This is a genomic window from Hylemonella sp. W303a (genome assembly GCF_046452315.1).
GTDB lineage: Bacteria > Pseudomonadota > Gammaproteobacteria > Burkholderiales > Burkholderiaceae_C > Hylemonella.
In genome coordinates this window covers 13,574-27,804 of the sequence record NZ_JBKFDG010000008.1, presented here as the reverse complement: position 1 = coordinate 27,804, position 14,231 = coordinate 13,574, and the positions used below count along the sequence as shown (strand labels likewise).

Sequence of the window (14,231 nt, the reverse complement as noted above, 5' to 3'; positions counted from 1 at the left end):
GGGCGAAGTGCCAAGGTGGGGCCAAGACAGGGCCAGCGTGAGGCCAGCGGCTCAGCCCAGGCGGGACGCGGCGTTGAGGTGGTGGTAGGCCCGGTTGAAGTAAGCCAGTGCCTCGTCTTCGGGGCGCACGCGCACGCCCTGCACCCGGCAGATGCAGACGTCGTGCGTGCCAATCACATGGGTGTCGACCACCTGGCAATCCAGATTGATCAGCGCGTCGTGCAGCGCGGGTGCGCCGGAAGCCAAGGCATCCCAGCTGCCATGGCTGAAGCGCTGGGCCTGTCCGAGTTGGGGATCGGCGAAGGCCGCTGCCAGCGGCTGCTGCGCTGGCGTGAGCACGTTGACGCAGAGCACGGCGTTGCGCCGGAACAGCGGGTTGGACGGCGCCGCGCTGCGCATGCAGACCAGCACCGTGGGCGGATCGTCCGAGACACTGCAGACCGCCGAGGCCGTGAAGCCCGCCCGCCCCGCGGGGCCGTCGGTGGTGATCAGCGTGACCGCGCCGGTCAGCAGGGCCAGCGCGCCGCGGAATTCTTGCGAGGTGACGGGGGTGCTCATGAGGGTCTGCAGGTCTTGGTGTGCGGCGGCCAGGGTCAGGGCCGCGCGCGGTTTCTAGAGGTCCAGCACCAGGCGCGGCGTGAGCGAGCGCGAGCAGCAGATGGTGATCTGCTCGTTGGCCGCTTTCTCCTCGTCGGTCTGGTACTCGTCGCGATGGTCGGGCGTGCCTTCGAGCACATTGGTCAGGCAGGTGCCGCAGATGCCCTGTTCACAGGACACCTGCACGCGGATGCCGATGCGCTCCAGCGCGTTGGCGATGGTTTCTTCCGCTTCCACCACCACTTCCTTGCCGCTGGCCTGGGCCACGACGGTGAAGCTGTCGCCGCCTTTCTGCACGTCGACCTGGAAGAACTCGTAGTGGATGCGCTCTTTCGGGAAGCCCTGCGCGCGCGCCGTGTCCATCACCCAGTCCATGTAGCCCTTGGGGCCGCAGACATAGACATGCGCTCCGGGGGGCGCGGCGCCGAGGATGGCGGCCGCGTCCGCGCGCTGCTGCGCGGGCGTGGGGGCGCCTTCGTCAAAGTGCTGGTGCACGCGCGCGGCGTAGGGCGCGGCGCCCAATTCTTCGCGCAAGGCCATGTGCGCGGGCGAGCGGCTGCTGTAGTGGAACTCGAAGTCCATGCCCGTTTGGTGCAGCGTGTGCGCCATCGCGATCATGGGCGTCACGCCGATGCCGCCGCCAAACAGGTAGGCCTTGCCCGCGCCCGCGCCGGTGATCAGCGGGAAGTGATTGCGCGGCGCGCTGATTTCCAGCTCCACGCCTTCCTTCAGGTGTTCGTGCACCGCGACCGAGCCGCCGCGCGAATTGGCGTCGCGCAGCACGCCGATGCGGTAGTGGGATTTGTCGGTGGGGTCGCCGCACAGCGAGTACTGGCGAACCAAGCCACCCGGCAGGTGCACGTCGATGTGCGCGCCGGCCTCGAAGGCGGGCAGTGGCGCGCCGTCGGCGCTCACCAGGGTGAAGAGGGCGATGTCCTGGCCGCTGGCCTGTCGTTTGGCAACACGAACGCGGAGAGTCTGGGCAGAAGTCATGTGGGTCTGGGTGTCAACGCATGAAGATGCCGCCGTTCAAATCCCAGGCTGCGCCAGTCACATAACCGGCTTGACGCGAGGCCAGATGCACCAGGGTGTCGGCGATGAAATCCGGATTCCCCAATTGGTGAACCGGAATCACATTGTCGATGATGTGCTGGAGCTTTTCAGCCGGCACGGTCGCGCGCACCGTGGGCAGGTCGATGGGGCCGGGGGCGATGGCGTTGACCGTCACGCCTGCGCCAGCCAGTTCCTTGGCGACCACCTTGGTCAGCACCAAGATGCCCGCCTTGGACGAGGCGTAGTGCGCCCCGGCCGAAGTGCCGCCGTTTTGCCCGGCCAACGAGGCCAGGTTGATGATGCGGCCGTATTTCTGCTCGGCGAAATAGGAGCCGAAGACCTGGCAGCCGAAGAAGGTGCCGCCGAGGTTGGTGGTGATGACGTGGTTGAATTCCTCGGGGCTGATCTTCATCATCGGCGTGTGCAGCGTCACGGTGGCGTTGTTCACCAGCACCTGCACGCTGCCCCAGCGTTCAAGCAACCGGTCACGCGAGGCTTCGAAATCGGCTTTCTGGCGGATGTCAAGCTGCAGGGCCATCGCGGTGGCGCCCGTGGCGTCCAGCGATGTCGCCACGGCCTCGGCTTTGTCCATCGCCAAGTCGGCCACCGCGACCTTGTAGCCGGCGGCGTGCAGGCGCCGGGCGATCACTTCGCCCAGGCCCTGGGCCGCGCCCGTCACCAGGGCGACGTCGTGTGTCGGTGCTTGCGTCATGGTGTGCGCCTCAGAGGATGTAGCCGATGGTCTGCAGCACGTCGTCGGCGTTGATCAGCTTCACGACCTTGCGCACGATGCGAAAGCTTCCGCCGTGGCGCTCCAGGGTGTAGACCAGGTTGGCCGTGTACTGGTGCTGGTTTTCCTTGCGGAAGTCAGTCAGGAACTGCGCGCAGCGCACGGTCAGCGTGGCGCCGTCGTCCTCGACGATGCGAAAGCGCGAGGCCATGCGCACGGTGCGCGGTTCGGGGCTGGTCGAGATGGACTCGCCGCCCGTCAGGCGCTGCACGCGCATGCGGCGCATCTTGGCGTTGTCGTAGGCGTAGTTCAGCGTGTTCTCGTGGTCCGTCTCTTTCGGGTCGATGGGCACGATGTAGAGCCCGTCCTCGCGCCAGAGTTGCAGCCATTCCTCGTACAGCTCGTTGTCGAGCATGTCGGCCTCGGCCCAGAGAAAGGCCGTGACCTCGTTCAGCAGGTCGGTCTTCAATGCGGTGTTCATCAGCAATCCTTGTCGGGCCAGGCTCAGGCGGTCATGGACTTGAGCCATTGGCGGTAGGCCGCGCGCATGCCGGTCTCGGCGCTCACGTCGCCGCGCGGGCCGTCGGTGCCGGGTTTCTCGCCGGGCAGGCCGCGGTTGACCATGATCCAGAGGTCTTCGCCCGCGTTGGCGCCTTTCTGCACGCGTTCCCAGGCCTCGCCGTCGTCCGGTGTGCCAAAACCCATGGGCCCCTGGAAATGCTCGTGCAGGCGCAGGCGGTATTGGTTGGCGATGGCCGGGCCACCGTCCATCACGATGGCGGCGTGGTGGATTTCGGTCTCGTTGACCGAGATGGGACGCAGCACGCGGAAAAAGGCCATGGAGCAGGCCACGTTGGGGTAGAGGTTGAGGTTGAAGCCGGTGCCGCCCACGGCGCGCACGATGCGACGCACCTTCTGCTCTTCATGACCTTCGTCGCGCAGGGCCTGGGCCAGCTCGGCGAAGCGGTCGGGGATGGGTTTGTCGAGGTCAGCTTCGAGGTCGATCAGTTCCGGGATCATCACCATCACGCTGTGACCGTTGCCCAGGTCTTCCACGTAACCCGGACCGGCCACGAAGTCGAAAGTCTTCTTGGCTTGTTCGTCCAGCGAGCTCAGGAAGCTCTTGTGCACCAGGGGGAAGTGGTAAGCATCCGTGGTGTTTTCGAGCTGGATCTTCCAGTTGCCGGGGAAGGTGAAGCGGTGCTCGCCTGCGACCTTGACCGGGTAACCGCCGGCTTGCTTCATGAAGAGGTCCATCCACTTCTTGGCAGGGCCCAGCCACTCAGCCAGGGGCATGAGGTCGTCCTTGAAGGTGGCGAAGACCATGCCTGCGTACTGCTCGACGCGCAGGCTCACCAGGCCGAGTTTGTCTTTCTCCAGCGTGTCGCCGTAGCTCTCCGGGTGCGGCACGCCGCGCAGCGCACCGTCCAGGCCGTAGCCCCAGCCGTGGTAAGGGCAGACGAAGCTGGCGGTCTTGCCCTTCTTGTGCTCGCAGACCGTGGCGCCACGGTGGCGGCAGCGGTTGAGCAGCACATGCAGTTCCTTCTTGCGGTCGCGCACCAGCACCACGGGCTGCTGGCCGATCCAGGTGGACTTGAAGCTGCCTGGCTCGGGCACTTCACTCACGTGGCCGACCCAGATCCAGTTCGAATAGAAGACCTTGTCCATCTCTTCCGTGAAGATGGCCGGGTTGGTGTAGAGCGAGGTGTGCACGCGGTCGGGCTGCACCAGTTCGGTGTAGGGAATGCACGAAGTCTGCGCGGCGTCGGCTGCCGCAGGGGACGTCGCGGGTTGGATGGGGATGACGGTGCTCATGGGCTTGTTTTCTGATGACGTGGGATGCGTGGGGCTCAGACCGGGAACTCCAGTTCACGGCCGATGCGGGCCTCGACCTTGGCGTACTTCCAGAACTTGTAGGTGCCATCGCCCACCGGCGTGGTGCGCCACAGATTGCAAGCGGCCACCACGGTGTCGTAGTCGGGGAAGTCGCAGAGGAAATAGGTCGTCCACGGGGCTTCGGTGGAGGCGCCGACCTGGATGCGGTCGTCGTCGAAGTTGCCCAGCACCTTGACGCCGGGCAGCGAGGTCAGGCTCTTGTACATGGCCAGCGTGGCGACCCACACCTCCTTCTGCTCGGCGGGCGTGGCGTCGAAGAAGTTCTGGTTCACGCCCATGCAAAGCAGGACGCGCAGGGGTTTTTTGTCGCTCATGGTGTTTCCTTTCGGTGAGGTGCGTGGCGTGGAAGCTTGAGAATCAGGGTGTCGGGGCGGGTGTCGTGCCGGCGCGGCGCCGCTTCACAGATAACCCGGCAGGGGATCGCGGCCGAAGGCCATGGCCCCGGCGTTCTGGTAGACGATGTCGCCCAGGAAGGCGTGCTGCGTCACGGCATTGGCGTCGCGCACGCAGCGGGCGATGGGGCTGGCGTTGTAGATGCCGGCCATGCCCGAGAGCATCTGGATGTCGCGCGCCACCTCGGCGCCGGTGCGCGCGGCGTGCGCGGCCGACAGGCGCAGCGCGCTGGTCTGCGCGGGCGAGACCGGGTCGCCCTTGAGCAGGCTGTCCCAGGCTTCGTCGATGGCGGTGTAGAACCAGGCCCGCGCCGAGCGCAGCTGCGCCTCGTTGCGGGCCAGGCTGGCTTGCGTGGCAGGCCGGTCGCCCAGGCTGGGCGCGCCGGTCACGGCCTTGTGGCCACCCGCCATGCGGCGCAGTTCTTCGATGGCGGCGCGGCCGATGCCCAGGCCCACCACGGCCAGCACCTGGGCCGCGAAGGCCAGCGTGGGGTAGCGGAACATGGTCTCGTTCTGGCGGGACGGGCCGCCCCGCACGAAGGTCCAGTCCTCGGGCACGACCACCTTGTCCACCACCAGGTCATGGCTGCCGGTGCCCGCCAGGCCGCTCACGTCCCAGGTCTCCACGATGGTGGCCTTGGCCCGCGGCAGCACGGCCATGCGCGGCAGCCCGGCAGTGGTAGCGCCCTCCGCGCTCGCCTGGCGCGGGCTGATGCCCACGCCCAGCACGCTGGCGCCCATGCAGCCGCTGGAAAAGCTCCAGCGTCCACTCACCTCGATGCCACCGTCCACGTACGGGGCGGGTTGGGGCGGGAAGATGCCGCCCGCGAACACCGTGTCCGGGTTGTTGCGGTAGATCTGTTCGAAGGTCGTGGGCGGCAGCGCGGCGAGGTACGTGGGAGCCATGCCAAAGCTGGCCACCCAGCCCGCCGAGCCGTCGGCTTCGGCGATGGTCTCGATCAGCTCGCAAAACTGGCGCGCGCTCCATTCCAGTCCGCCCAGGCGTTTGGGCAACAGGGCGCGGTAGACACCCAGGCGCTTGAAGCCCTCGATGACGTCGGGCGAAATGTGGCGCTGGCGCTCGAATTCCGCGGCGCGAGCGCGGATGTCGGTCAGCAGGCCTTGCAGCGTGTCCGGGGAACGGGTGGTCATGGTCCTGGTGCTCCTGTGGCAAATCAGATGTGCTTGGAATTGCTTCCCATCAGATTGCCTAAGTAGTTCATGTGAAATTTCAACTAAATAAAAAAGTTGACAGCGCAAAGAGTAAGAAGGTTCAAAACCTTCGTTTGACCAGGAGTTGAGCAATTAGTGGGCCAGCTTTTCTGGCTGACTTCCTGAAAAAACAAGAAGTTGTCGGCGCGCCAGGCACCTGATGGGGGCGGCCTGCCCGCTTTTTTGGCGCGCGACGCCACGCAAACGTGCGCACCGCGTGCGGGCCGGCAAGTCGCTTTTCTAGTGCCTCAATTGCATGAAATATTCATTCACGATTCAAGTGAATGGTGGCATGAAAGATGCTTGAAGACTTTGCCCTCGTCCGCCGGACTGCTCAGGCCGGGGGTGCTGGCCTGAGGCAGGCCGGTGCGTAGCGACCTTGGGCGGCCGGCTTATTTGGAGTATGGATATGGTGATGAAGCGGATGGTGAGCGCCCTGGCCGCCTTGGCGGTGGGCGTGGGCATGGCGGCGGGCGCACAGGCCCAGGTGAAGATCGGCGTGGTGACGTCGTCCACCGGCCCGGTGGCCCTGGTGGGCATCCCCCAGAAGAACTCGATCGAACTGCTGCCGACCAAGGTGGGCGGACTGAGCGTGGAATACATCTCGCTGGACGACGCGAGCAATCCGACGGCCGCCGTCACGGCCTTCAAGAAGCTGGTGGGCGACGGCGTGGACGCCATCATCGGCCCGAGCGGAACGCCCGCGGCCATGGGCGTGATCCAGATCGCGGCCGAAGCGGGTGTGCCCATGCTGGCGCCGGTCGGTGGCGCGGCCGTGGTGCTGCCCATGACCGAACCCAAGAAGTGGGTCTTCAAGACCACGCAGAACGACGACATCATCGCCGAGGCCTTGGTCGGTCACATGAAGTCCAAGGGCGTGAAGACGCTGGGCTTCTTCGGCCTGGCCGACCCCTTCGGTCAGAACTGGCTCACCGTGACGACCGAGTTGGCCGAGAAGGCGGGCATCAAGGTCATCGCCTCCGAACGCTTCCAGCGCCAGGACACCTCGGTCACGGCGCAGTCGATCAAGCTGATCGCCGCCAAGCCCGACGCCATCTTGATCGCCGCGCCGGGCAGTTCCTCGGTGCTGCCGCAAACCACCCTGGTGGACCAGAAGTACGTAGGGCAGATTTACCAGACGCATGGCGCGGCCTTGCCCGATTTCATCAAGCTCGGTGGCAAGAAGGTGGAAGGCACGGTGCTGGCCGCCAGCCTGATGCTGGTGATGAACGAAGTCAGCGACAGCCACCCCTCCAAGAAGATCGCCGCCAAGTACATCGCCGACTACAAGGCCAAGTTCGGCGCGGAGCCCGCCACCTTTGGCGCCAACGTCTACGACGCCGGTCTGCTGCTGCAAGCCACGATTCCCGTCGCGGCCAAGAAGGCCAAGCCCGGCACGCCGGAGTTCCGCGCGGCCCTGCGCGACGCGCTGGAGCAAATCAAGGACCTGCCCGGCACCCAGGGGGTCTACACCATGACGGCGGCCGACCACAGCGGCTTTGACGCGCGTGGCCGCGAGCTGATCACCGTCAAGGACGGCGCCTGGCGCCTCGTGAAGTAAAGACGAAAGACCGCCGAATCGACGCGGCGCTCCCGTCCCACTCGCCCGCGCGACGCTCGGGCGAAGTGGCCGGTGGCAACGGGTCTCTGTTCCGATCGCCCCCCAATGAACCTGCAAATCATTGCCCTGCTGGGCCAGGACGGCGTGAGCAACGGCGCGATCTACGCGCTCGTGGCCCTGGCCATCATCCTGGTCTTTTCCGTGACCCGGGTCCTCTTGATCCCCTTGGGGGAGTTCGTCGCCTTCAGCGCGCTGACCATGGCGGCCATGCAGGCCGAGCGGCCCGTGTTGATTGGCTGGCTCGTGTTGGCTCTGGCCTTGCTGGGGACGCTGGCCGACGTGGGGCTGGCCTTGCGGGGACGCGCGCCCTGGCGCTGGACGTCACTGGCTTGGCCTGTGTATGGGCTGGGCCTGGTGGCGGCCTTGGCGTGGTTGCCGCTGCATGGATTGCCCATGCTGCTGCAAGCCGTGCTGACGCTGGCCGCCATCACCCCACTGGGGCCCTTGATGTACCGCTTGTTTTTCCAACCGGTGGCGCATGTCTCGGGTCTGCTGCTGATGATCATCGCCATCGCGGTGCACGTCAGCCTGCTCGGTGTGGGGCTGCTGGTTTTTGGGGCCGAGGGTTCGCGCACCGCACCGTTCTCCGAGTTCAGCCTCGATCTGGGCGGTTTGAGCATCGCCAGCCAGACGATCTGGGTGCTGGTGGTGTCGCTGGTGCTGATCGGCGGGCTGTATGCCATGTTTGAGCGCACGCTCTATGGCAAGGCCTTGCGCGCCACGGCCATCCATCAATTGGGTGCGCGGCTCATGGGCATTTCGCCCGTGCTCGCGGGCAAGGTCAGCTTCGCGCTGGGCACTTTCATGTGCGCGCTCTCGGGTGTGTTGATCGCGCCGCTGACCACGCTGTACTACGACTCGGGTTTCATCATCAGCCTCAAGGGTTTCGTGGGCGCCATCATCGGCGGCTTGGTGAGCTACCCGGTCGCGGCCCTGGGCGCCTTGGCCGTGGGCTTGGTCGAATCCTTCTCGACCTTCTGGGCCAGCGAATACAAGGAGGTCATCGTGTTCACGCTGATCCTGCCCTTCCTGCTTTGGCGTTCGCTCAAGAGTGGCGGTCGCGAGGAGGAGCACTGACCATGTTCATGTCACGACGTTCAAGCGCCTTCATCGGCGTCGGGCTGGCGGTCCTGCTGGTGCTCCCGCTGCTGTCCTCTTCCTTCTACATCACGGTGCTCAACAACATCGGCATGTACGCGCTGGCCACGCTGGGCGTGGTGCTGCTGACCGGTGTCGCGGGCATGACGAGTTTTGGCCAAGCGGCGTTCGTGGGCCTGGGCGCCTACACCACGGCGGCGTTGATTGGGCCTTCGGTGCTCAACCTTGGTGCGATGGCGGGCATCCCGTGGATCGCGCTGGGCCTGGGCCTGCTGATCACGCTGGCCTTCGCCTTCGTGCTGGGTCTGCTGACGCTCAAGCTCAGTGGCCACTACCTGCCGCTGGGCACCATCGCCTGGGGCATGTCGCTGTATTCGCTGTTCGGCACGCTGGAGAGCCTGGGCAGCCACACCGGCATCGCCGACCTGCCGCCGCTCAAGATCGCGGGTGTGGTGTTCGGCGACGGGCCGCGCATGTATTACCTGATCTGGGGCAGTGTGCTGCTGGCCGCGCTGCTGATCCGCAACCTGCTGGAGTCGCGCATGGGCCGCGCCATCCGCGCGCTGCGCGGCGGGCAGGAGATGGCGACCTCCATGGGCGTGGACGTCTTCCGCGCCAAGATGGTGGTGTTCCTGATCGCGGCGGGACTGGCGGGCATTTCGGGCTGGCTCTATGCCTACACGCAGCGCTTCGTCAGCCCCGCGCCCTTCAATGTGCAGTCGGGCATCGACTACCTGTTCATGGCCCTGCTCGGTGGCGTCACCAGCCTCTGGGGCGCGCTGATCGGCGCCAGCATCGTTGTGCTCTTGCGCGAATGGCTGCAGGACCTGCTTCCTCTGCTGCTGGGGCGCGCAGGCAATTTTGAAAGCATTGTGTTTGGCTTGCTGGTCGTGCTGGTGATGCAGCGCTGGCCGGGCGGTGTCTACGGCGCGCTGTCGACGCTGCTGGCGCGGGGCCTGAAACTCGGGCCGCGGCACGCGACCCGCTTGCCGGCACCGGATGCGTCGATGCCTGTGCCGCCCCTGCCTCGGCGTGCGCGCCCCAACCCCGGCGAGCGTGTGCTGGACGTGCGCGGTGTCACCAAGCGCTTCGGCGGTTTGGTGGCCAACAACGCGGTGTCCTTGCAGGTCGATGCGGGCGAAATCATGGCCGTGATTGGCCCCAATGGCGCGGGCAAGAGCACCTTGTTCAACCTGATCTCGGGGGTCATGGCGCCCAACGAAGGCGACGTGATTTTCCGGGGTCACCGCGTCAACGGGCAGAGCCCGCGCTTGCTGGCGGCTGCGGGGCTGTCGCGCACCTTCCAGCACGTCAAGCTGCTGCCCGAGATGACCGTGCTCGAGAACGCCGCCTTGGGCGCGCACCTGCGTGGTCGCAAGGGCGTGTTCGCCTCGGCCCTGCGGCTGGACGGCGAAGACGAAGGCCGCCTGCTCAGCGAGGCGCGTGCGCAATTGGAGCGCGTGGGTCTGGGCGAGTTCCTGGACCGTCCCGCGGGCAGCTTGGCCCTCGGGCAGCAGCGCGTCTTGGAGATCGCGCGAGCGCTCTGCGCCGACCCCTGCCTGCTGCTGCTGGATGAGCCCGCTGCGGGCCTGCGCCTCAAGGAGAAGGAAGCGCTGGCCGAGTTGATCCGCAAGCTGCGTGCCGAGGGCGTGGCTGTGCTCCTGGTCGAGCACGACATGGATTTCGTGATGGGTCTGGTCGACCGCATCGTGGTGATGGAGTTTGGCCAGAAGATCGCCGAAGGATTGCCGGAGGCCATCCAGCGCGACCCGGCCGTGCTCAAGGCCTACCTGGGTGCGGATGTGGGTGCAGATGTTGGTGCGGATGTGGGTGGGGGGGGAGAATGAACACAGACCAGACAAGCCAACGGCCGCTGCTGAGCGTGCGCCATCTCAGCGCCGCTTACGGCCGCATCGAAGCCATCTCCGACATCCACCTGGAGATCGGTCAGGGCCAGATCGTCACCGTGATCGGCCCCAATGGCGCGGGCAAGAGCACGACGCTGGCCGCGCTCATGGGGCTGCTGCCCATCCGGGGCGGCGAGTGCCAGGTGCTGTTCGATGGCGAAGACCTCGCGGGCCGCGACATCGAGCAGCACGTCGCGCGTGGCATGGCCCTGGTCCCCGAAACCCGCGCGTTGTTCGCCCAGATGAGCGTGCAGGACAACCTGGTGCTCGGTGGCTTTCGTCTGCGGGGCCAGTCGCGCGCGGCGCGGCAGGCCGCTCTGGAGGAGGTCTACGGCCTGTTCCCCCGCCTGAAGGAACGCGCCCGGCAGGAAGCCGGCACCTTGTCCGGAGGCGAACGCCAGATGCTCGCTTTGGGCCGCGCCCTGATGGGCCAGCCCCGCCTGCTGATGCTGGACGAGCCCTCTTTGGGGCTCGCGCCGCTGATCGTGCGCGACATCTTTCGCATCATCGTGCAACTGCGTGAGCGTGGCGTGTCCATCCTGCTGGTGGAACAGAACGCGCGCGCCGCGCTCAAGGTGGCCGACTACGCCTATGTATTGGAACTCGGCCGCGTGGCCATGCAGGGCCCGGCCCGTGAACTCGCGCATGACCCGCGCGTGGTCGAGGCCTACCTGGGCGCGGCCGGCCGGCATCAGGAGTTGCTGTCCACATGAGCCTGACCCCGAGCAACGAAGCCCTGCGCATCGGCGTGGCCGGCGCGGGCGCCATCGGCTGCACGCTGGCGACCTTGCTGGCCCGCGTGGAGCCGGGCGGGCCGCAGGTGCGGGTGCTGGCGCGTGGCGCCACCTTGCGCCAGATGCAGGCCGAGGGTTTGACCTTGCACCGCCGTGGCGAGCGATTGCGGGCCCAGGTGATCGCCTCCGACGACGCGGCCGGGCTGGGCGTGCAGGACGTGCTCTTTTTGTGCAGCAAGTCGCAGGATCTGGCGTCCTTGCTGACGGCCGCGCGGGCCATGGTCGGCCCGCAAACCTTGGTGATTCCGCTGGTCAACGGCGTGCCTTTCTGGTTCTTCCAGGGACAGCCGGGGCCTTGGGGGCGGCAGCCTGTGCAGGCGGTGGACCCGGGCGGTGTGCTGCTGAACGCGCTGGAGCCGGGGCAGTTGCTGGGCGCCGTCACCTTCATCACCGCCGAGCGCACGGGGCCGGCGCAGGCCGTGTCCGACAACCCCTTGCTCATCGTGCTGGGTGAGATCGACCACAGCGCGCCCGGCCCGCGCATGCAGCGGCTGGCCGAGGTGCTGAGTCGTGCTGGGATCGAGGCGCGCTGCGTGCCCGCGCTGCGCGACACGCTCTGGACCAAGATCCTGGCCAACCTCACGTCCAACCCGCTGTCGGTGGTCAGCGGCGCAACGCTGGACGCCATCTACAGTGACGCCCGCCTGCTGCCCATCGTTCGGCGCATGCTGCAGGAGGGGCTGGCCCTGGCCGCGGCCTATGGCGCGCGCATCCCGTTTGACCCCGCATCGTTCATTGCCGAGGGCGCGGCCATGGGGGCTGTCCGGACCTCCATGCTGCAGGACCACTTGGCGGGCCGACCGCTGGAGTTGGCGGCCATCGGCGACGCGGTGCTGGAACTCGCGCGACTTCAGGACATTGCCATGCCCGTGACTGCGCGCATGATTGCCCTGGCTCACTTTCGCGAGGAAGTGGCCAGCCCCCTGCCTCAGCTCGCCGCCGCTTGATCCTTAGAAGGCTTGCAAAGCCACCACCAGGAGTACCCCATGGACCTGACCCCCCGAACCCCCACCTTGTTCAAGCCTGCTCACCTCTCCGACGAGGAATGGGCGTTGCGCTGCGAACTGGCCGAGTGCTACCACCTGATCGACTACTTCGGCTGGACCGAGACCATCTTCAACCACATCTCGGCGCGCTTGCCCGGCCCGGCGCACCACTACCTGGTCAACCCTTTCGGGCTGAACTACACCGAGATCACCCCGGCCAACCTGATCAAGGTGGACCTGAACGGCCACAAGATCGAGGACTCGCCGTATGACGGCAACCCGGCCGGTTTCGCCCTGCACGCGGCCATCCACGGCGCGCGCGAGGATGTGCATTGCGTCATCCACACCCACACCACGCCGGTGTCGGCCGTGGTGCAAAAGCAGGGCGGCATCGACCACAACAGCTTCTACGGCGCGCAGCTCTACGGCCGCGTGGGCTACCACGACTTCGAGGGCATCACCCTCTTCGCCGAGGAAAAGGGTCGCATGATCGCCAGCCTGGGCGACAAGCATGTGCTGGTGCTGCGCAACCACGGCATCGCGGTGGCGGAAGCGTCCATCGCCAAGACCCTCTTTCTGCTCTGGACCGTGCAGCGTGCGGTCGAGATCCAGTGCGCCGCGGGCGCCCTGCCGGGGCCAGACGTGCCGCTGTCGCCCGAGATCAAGACCAAGTGCCGCGACCTGACCGCCCAGCTGATCAGCGAAAGCGGTTTCGCCCAGCAGTTCTTCACGGCCATGGTGCGCAAGATGCACGCGGAGCGCGGGCCGAGCTGGTGAAAGGCAAGGGCATGGACAAGTCGGTGGCCTGGTCCCAAGTGCGCGATCAGGGCTACGCGCTGGCCCGTTTGGACGCGGCCTGGCGCGACGACGAGGCGGTGGTCCTGCGGGCCGTGCAGACCACCGGCATGGCACTGGAGTTCGCCTCCGAGCGCCTGCGCGCAGCCAAGCCCGTGGTGCTGGCGGCGGTTACCCAGGACGCACTGGCTTTGGTGCACGCGGCCGAGTCTTTGCGCGGCGACCGTGACGTGGTGCGCGCCGCCATGAAGAACAATTTCATGGTCTATGCCTTGGCGGCCCGCAGCCTGCGGGAGGACGAGGCCTTCATGCTGCGCATGTTCCGAGACGAGGTGCGCGGCCAGGTGCTGTGCGGCTTCATGCCCCAAGAGATTCCGGAGTTGATCGCCGAGGCCTTGCGCGAGCGGGAAGCCCGCAAGGCGCAGGCTCTGGCTGAGCCACAATAAGCGCGCACAGAAGAAGCGCGTCTTGAAGGAGGCAACCGGTGAGCAAGCAACTGAGCCGTCACAACCCGGCCAGCGAAGATTTCGTCAAGGATGATTTCCCGTTCTACTGGGTCGCCCGGCTGAACAACATCTACCACCACCACATGGAGCGCGCCCTGCGCAAGGTGGGGGCTGATCTGCCGACCTGGCGGATTCTTTTCATCCTGCGCGAGAACGGTACCTCCAGCATGTCGGAGATCTCGCTGCACGCGGTGGTCAAGTTGCCCACCATCACCAAGATCGTCTACCGCCTGCAGGAGCGTGGACTGGTGCTCACCTCCACCTCCGCCGCCGACGGCCGCGTCACCGAGGTCTCGCTGACCGAGGCGGGCGAACAGATGATCGTCGAGATGCGCAAGGCGACCGAGAACGTCTTCCTCAAGGGCTATGAAGGGCTCACGCCCGTGAAGATCGCCCGGCTCAACAAGATGCTGATGCAGGTGTTCGACAACCTCAGTCACTATTGAGACTGAGCACGATGGCGCATCAGCGCCAAGTCCAGCGCCAAGTCCAGCGCCAAGGCCAATGTCGACGCCAAGTCCAACGGCGATGCGGGCCTGAGTGGGTCCGCACCTGAGCGCCCGGTGCGCCCGTCGCCGTCCTGGCTCGCCAGAAGCGGGAAATAGGCCGCCTAGCCCGGACAATTTGCCCGTTCTGCGCGCCGG

The 14,231-nt window shown here is 66.5% G+C and carries 15 protein-coding genes; 8 read left to right on the top strand and 7 right to left on the bottom strand.

All coding sequences use genetic code 11. The features are described 5' to 3' along the window. Positions 1-51 precede the first annotated feature (51 nt). From ACLBKS_RS14920 to ACLBKS_RS14890, 7 genes are all read right to left on the bottom strand, one after another. A complete protein-coding gene (locus tag ACLBKS_RS14920) occupies positions 52-558 on the bottom strand; it encodes a flavin reductase (RefSeq protein WP_410193602.1) in 507 nt (168 codons plus the stop codon). Between the two features lie 54 nt (positions 559-612). Next, a complete protein-coding gene (locus ACLBKS_RS14915; protein ID WP_410193601.1) occupies positions 613-1,590 on the bottom strand; it encodes a PDR/VanB family oxidoreductase in 978 nt (325 codons plus the stop codon). A gap of 13 nt (positions 1,591-1,603) precedes the next feature. Continuing rightward, positions 1,604-2,362 carry an SDR family NAD(P)-dependent oxidoreductase gene (locus tag ACLBKS_RS14910; RefSeq protein WP_410193600.1) on the bottom strand — a complete coding sequence of 253 codons (759 nt, stop codon included), beginning with the start codon at positions 2,360-2,362 and terminating at the stop codon, positions 1,604-1,606. A 10-nt stretch (positions 2,363-2,372) separates the two neighbouring features. After that, positions 2,373-2,861: an aromatic-ring-hydroxylating dioxygenase subunit beta gene (locus tag ACLBKS_RS14905; protein WP_410193599.1), complete on the bottom strand. Its 489-nt coding sequence runs from the start codon at positions 2,859-2,861 to the stop codon at positions 2,373-2,375. Positions 2,862-2,884: 23 nt separating this feature from the next. Then, entirely contained in the window at positions 2,885-4,195 is a 1,311-nt protein-coding gene (locus ACLBKS_RS14900) for an aromatic ring-hydroxylating oxygenase subunit alpha (protein ID WP_410193598.1), read from the bottom strand. A gap of 35 nt (positions 4,196-4,230) precedes the next feature. Continuing rightward, positions 4,231-4,590: a hypothetical protein gene (locus ACLBKS_RS14895; protein ID WP_276185525.1), complete on the bottom strand. Its 360-nt coding sequence runs from the start codon at positions 4,588-4,590 to the stop codon at positions 4,231-4,233. Positions 4,591-4,674: 84 nt separating this feature from the next. Next, positions 4,675-5,820 carry an acyl-CoA dehydrogenase family protein gene (locus ACLBKS_RS14890; RefSeq protein ID WP_410193597.1) on the bottom strand — a complete coding sequence of 382 codons (1,146 nt, stop codon included), beginning with the start codon at positions 5,818-5,820 and terminating at the stop codon, positions 4,675-4,677. A 469-nt stretch (positions 5,821-6,289) separates the two neighbouring features. Between ACLBKS_RS14890 and ACLBKS_RS14885 the strand changes: the two genes are divergently transcribed. From ACLBKS_RS14885 to ACLBKS_RS14850, 8 genes are all read left to right on the top strand, one after another. Further along, positions 6,290-7,441 carry an ABC transporter substrate-binding protein gene (locus ACLBKS_RS14885; RefSeq protein ID WP_410193596.1) on the top strand — a complete coding sequence of 384 codons (1,152 nt, stop codon included), beginning with the start codon at positions 6,290-6,292 and terminating at the stop codon, positions 7,439-7,441. Positions 7,442-7,546: 105 nt separating this feature from the next. Beyond that, complete coding sequence (locus ACLBKS_RS14880; RefSeq protein ID WP_410193595.1) at positions 7,547-8,578, top strand: branched-chain amino acid ABC transporter permease; 1,032 nt, start codon at positions 7,547-7,549, stop codon at positions 8,576-8,578. Between the two features lie 8 nt (positions 8,579-8,586). After that, positions 8,587-10,446: an ABC transporter permease subunit gene (locus tag ACLBKS_RS14875; RefSeq protein WP_410193678.1), complete on the top strand. Its 1,860-nt coding sequence runs from the start codon at positions 8,587-8,589 to the stop codon at positions 10,444-10,446. Beyond that, on the top strand, positions 10,443-11,219 hold the full coding sequence (locus tag ACLBKS_RS14870) for an ABC transporter ATP-binding protein (protein WP_410193594.1): 777 nt from the start codon (positions 10,443-10,445) through the stop codon (positions 11,217-11,219). The genes ACLBKS_RS14875 and ACLBKS_RS14870 overlap by 4 nt, the downstream gene beginning before the upstream one ends. Beyond that, on the top strand, positions 11,216-12,247 hold the full coding sequence (locus tag ACLBKS_RS14865; protein ID WP_410193593.1) for a ketopantoate reductase family protein: 1,032 nt from the start codon (positions 11,216-11,218) through the stop codon (positions 12,245-12,247). The genes ACLBKS_RS14870 and ACLBKS_RS14865 overlap by 4 nt, the downstream gene beginning before the upstream one ends. A gap of 39 nt (positions 12,248-12,286) precedes the next feature. Further along, the gene (locus ACLBKS_RS14860; RefSeq protein ID WP_410193592.1) at positions 12,287-13,063 is read left to right on the top strand and encodes a class II aldolase/adducin family protein; all 777 of its coding nucleotides are present in this window, start codon (positions 12,287-12,289) and stop codon (positions 13,061-13,063) included. Between the two features lie 11 nt (positions 13,064-13,074). Continuing rightward, positions 13,075-13,527, top strand: coding sequence for a DUF4116 domain-containing protein (locus tag ACLBKS_RS14855; protein WP_410193591.1), 453 nt, complete (start codon positions 13,075-13,077; stop codon positions 13,525-13,527). Between the two features lie 38 nt (positions 13,528-13,565). Further along, complete coding sequence (locus tag ACLBKS_RS14850) at positions 13,566-14,033, top strand: MarR family winged helix-turn-helix transcriptional regulator (protein ID WP_410193590.1); 468 nt, start codon at positions 13,566-13,568, stop codon at positions 14,031-14,033. Positions 14,034-14,231: the final 198 nt, after the last annotated feature.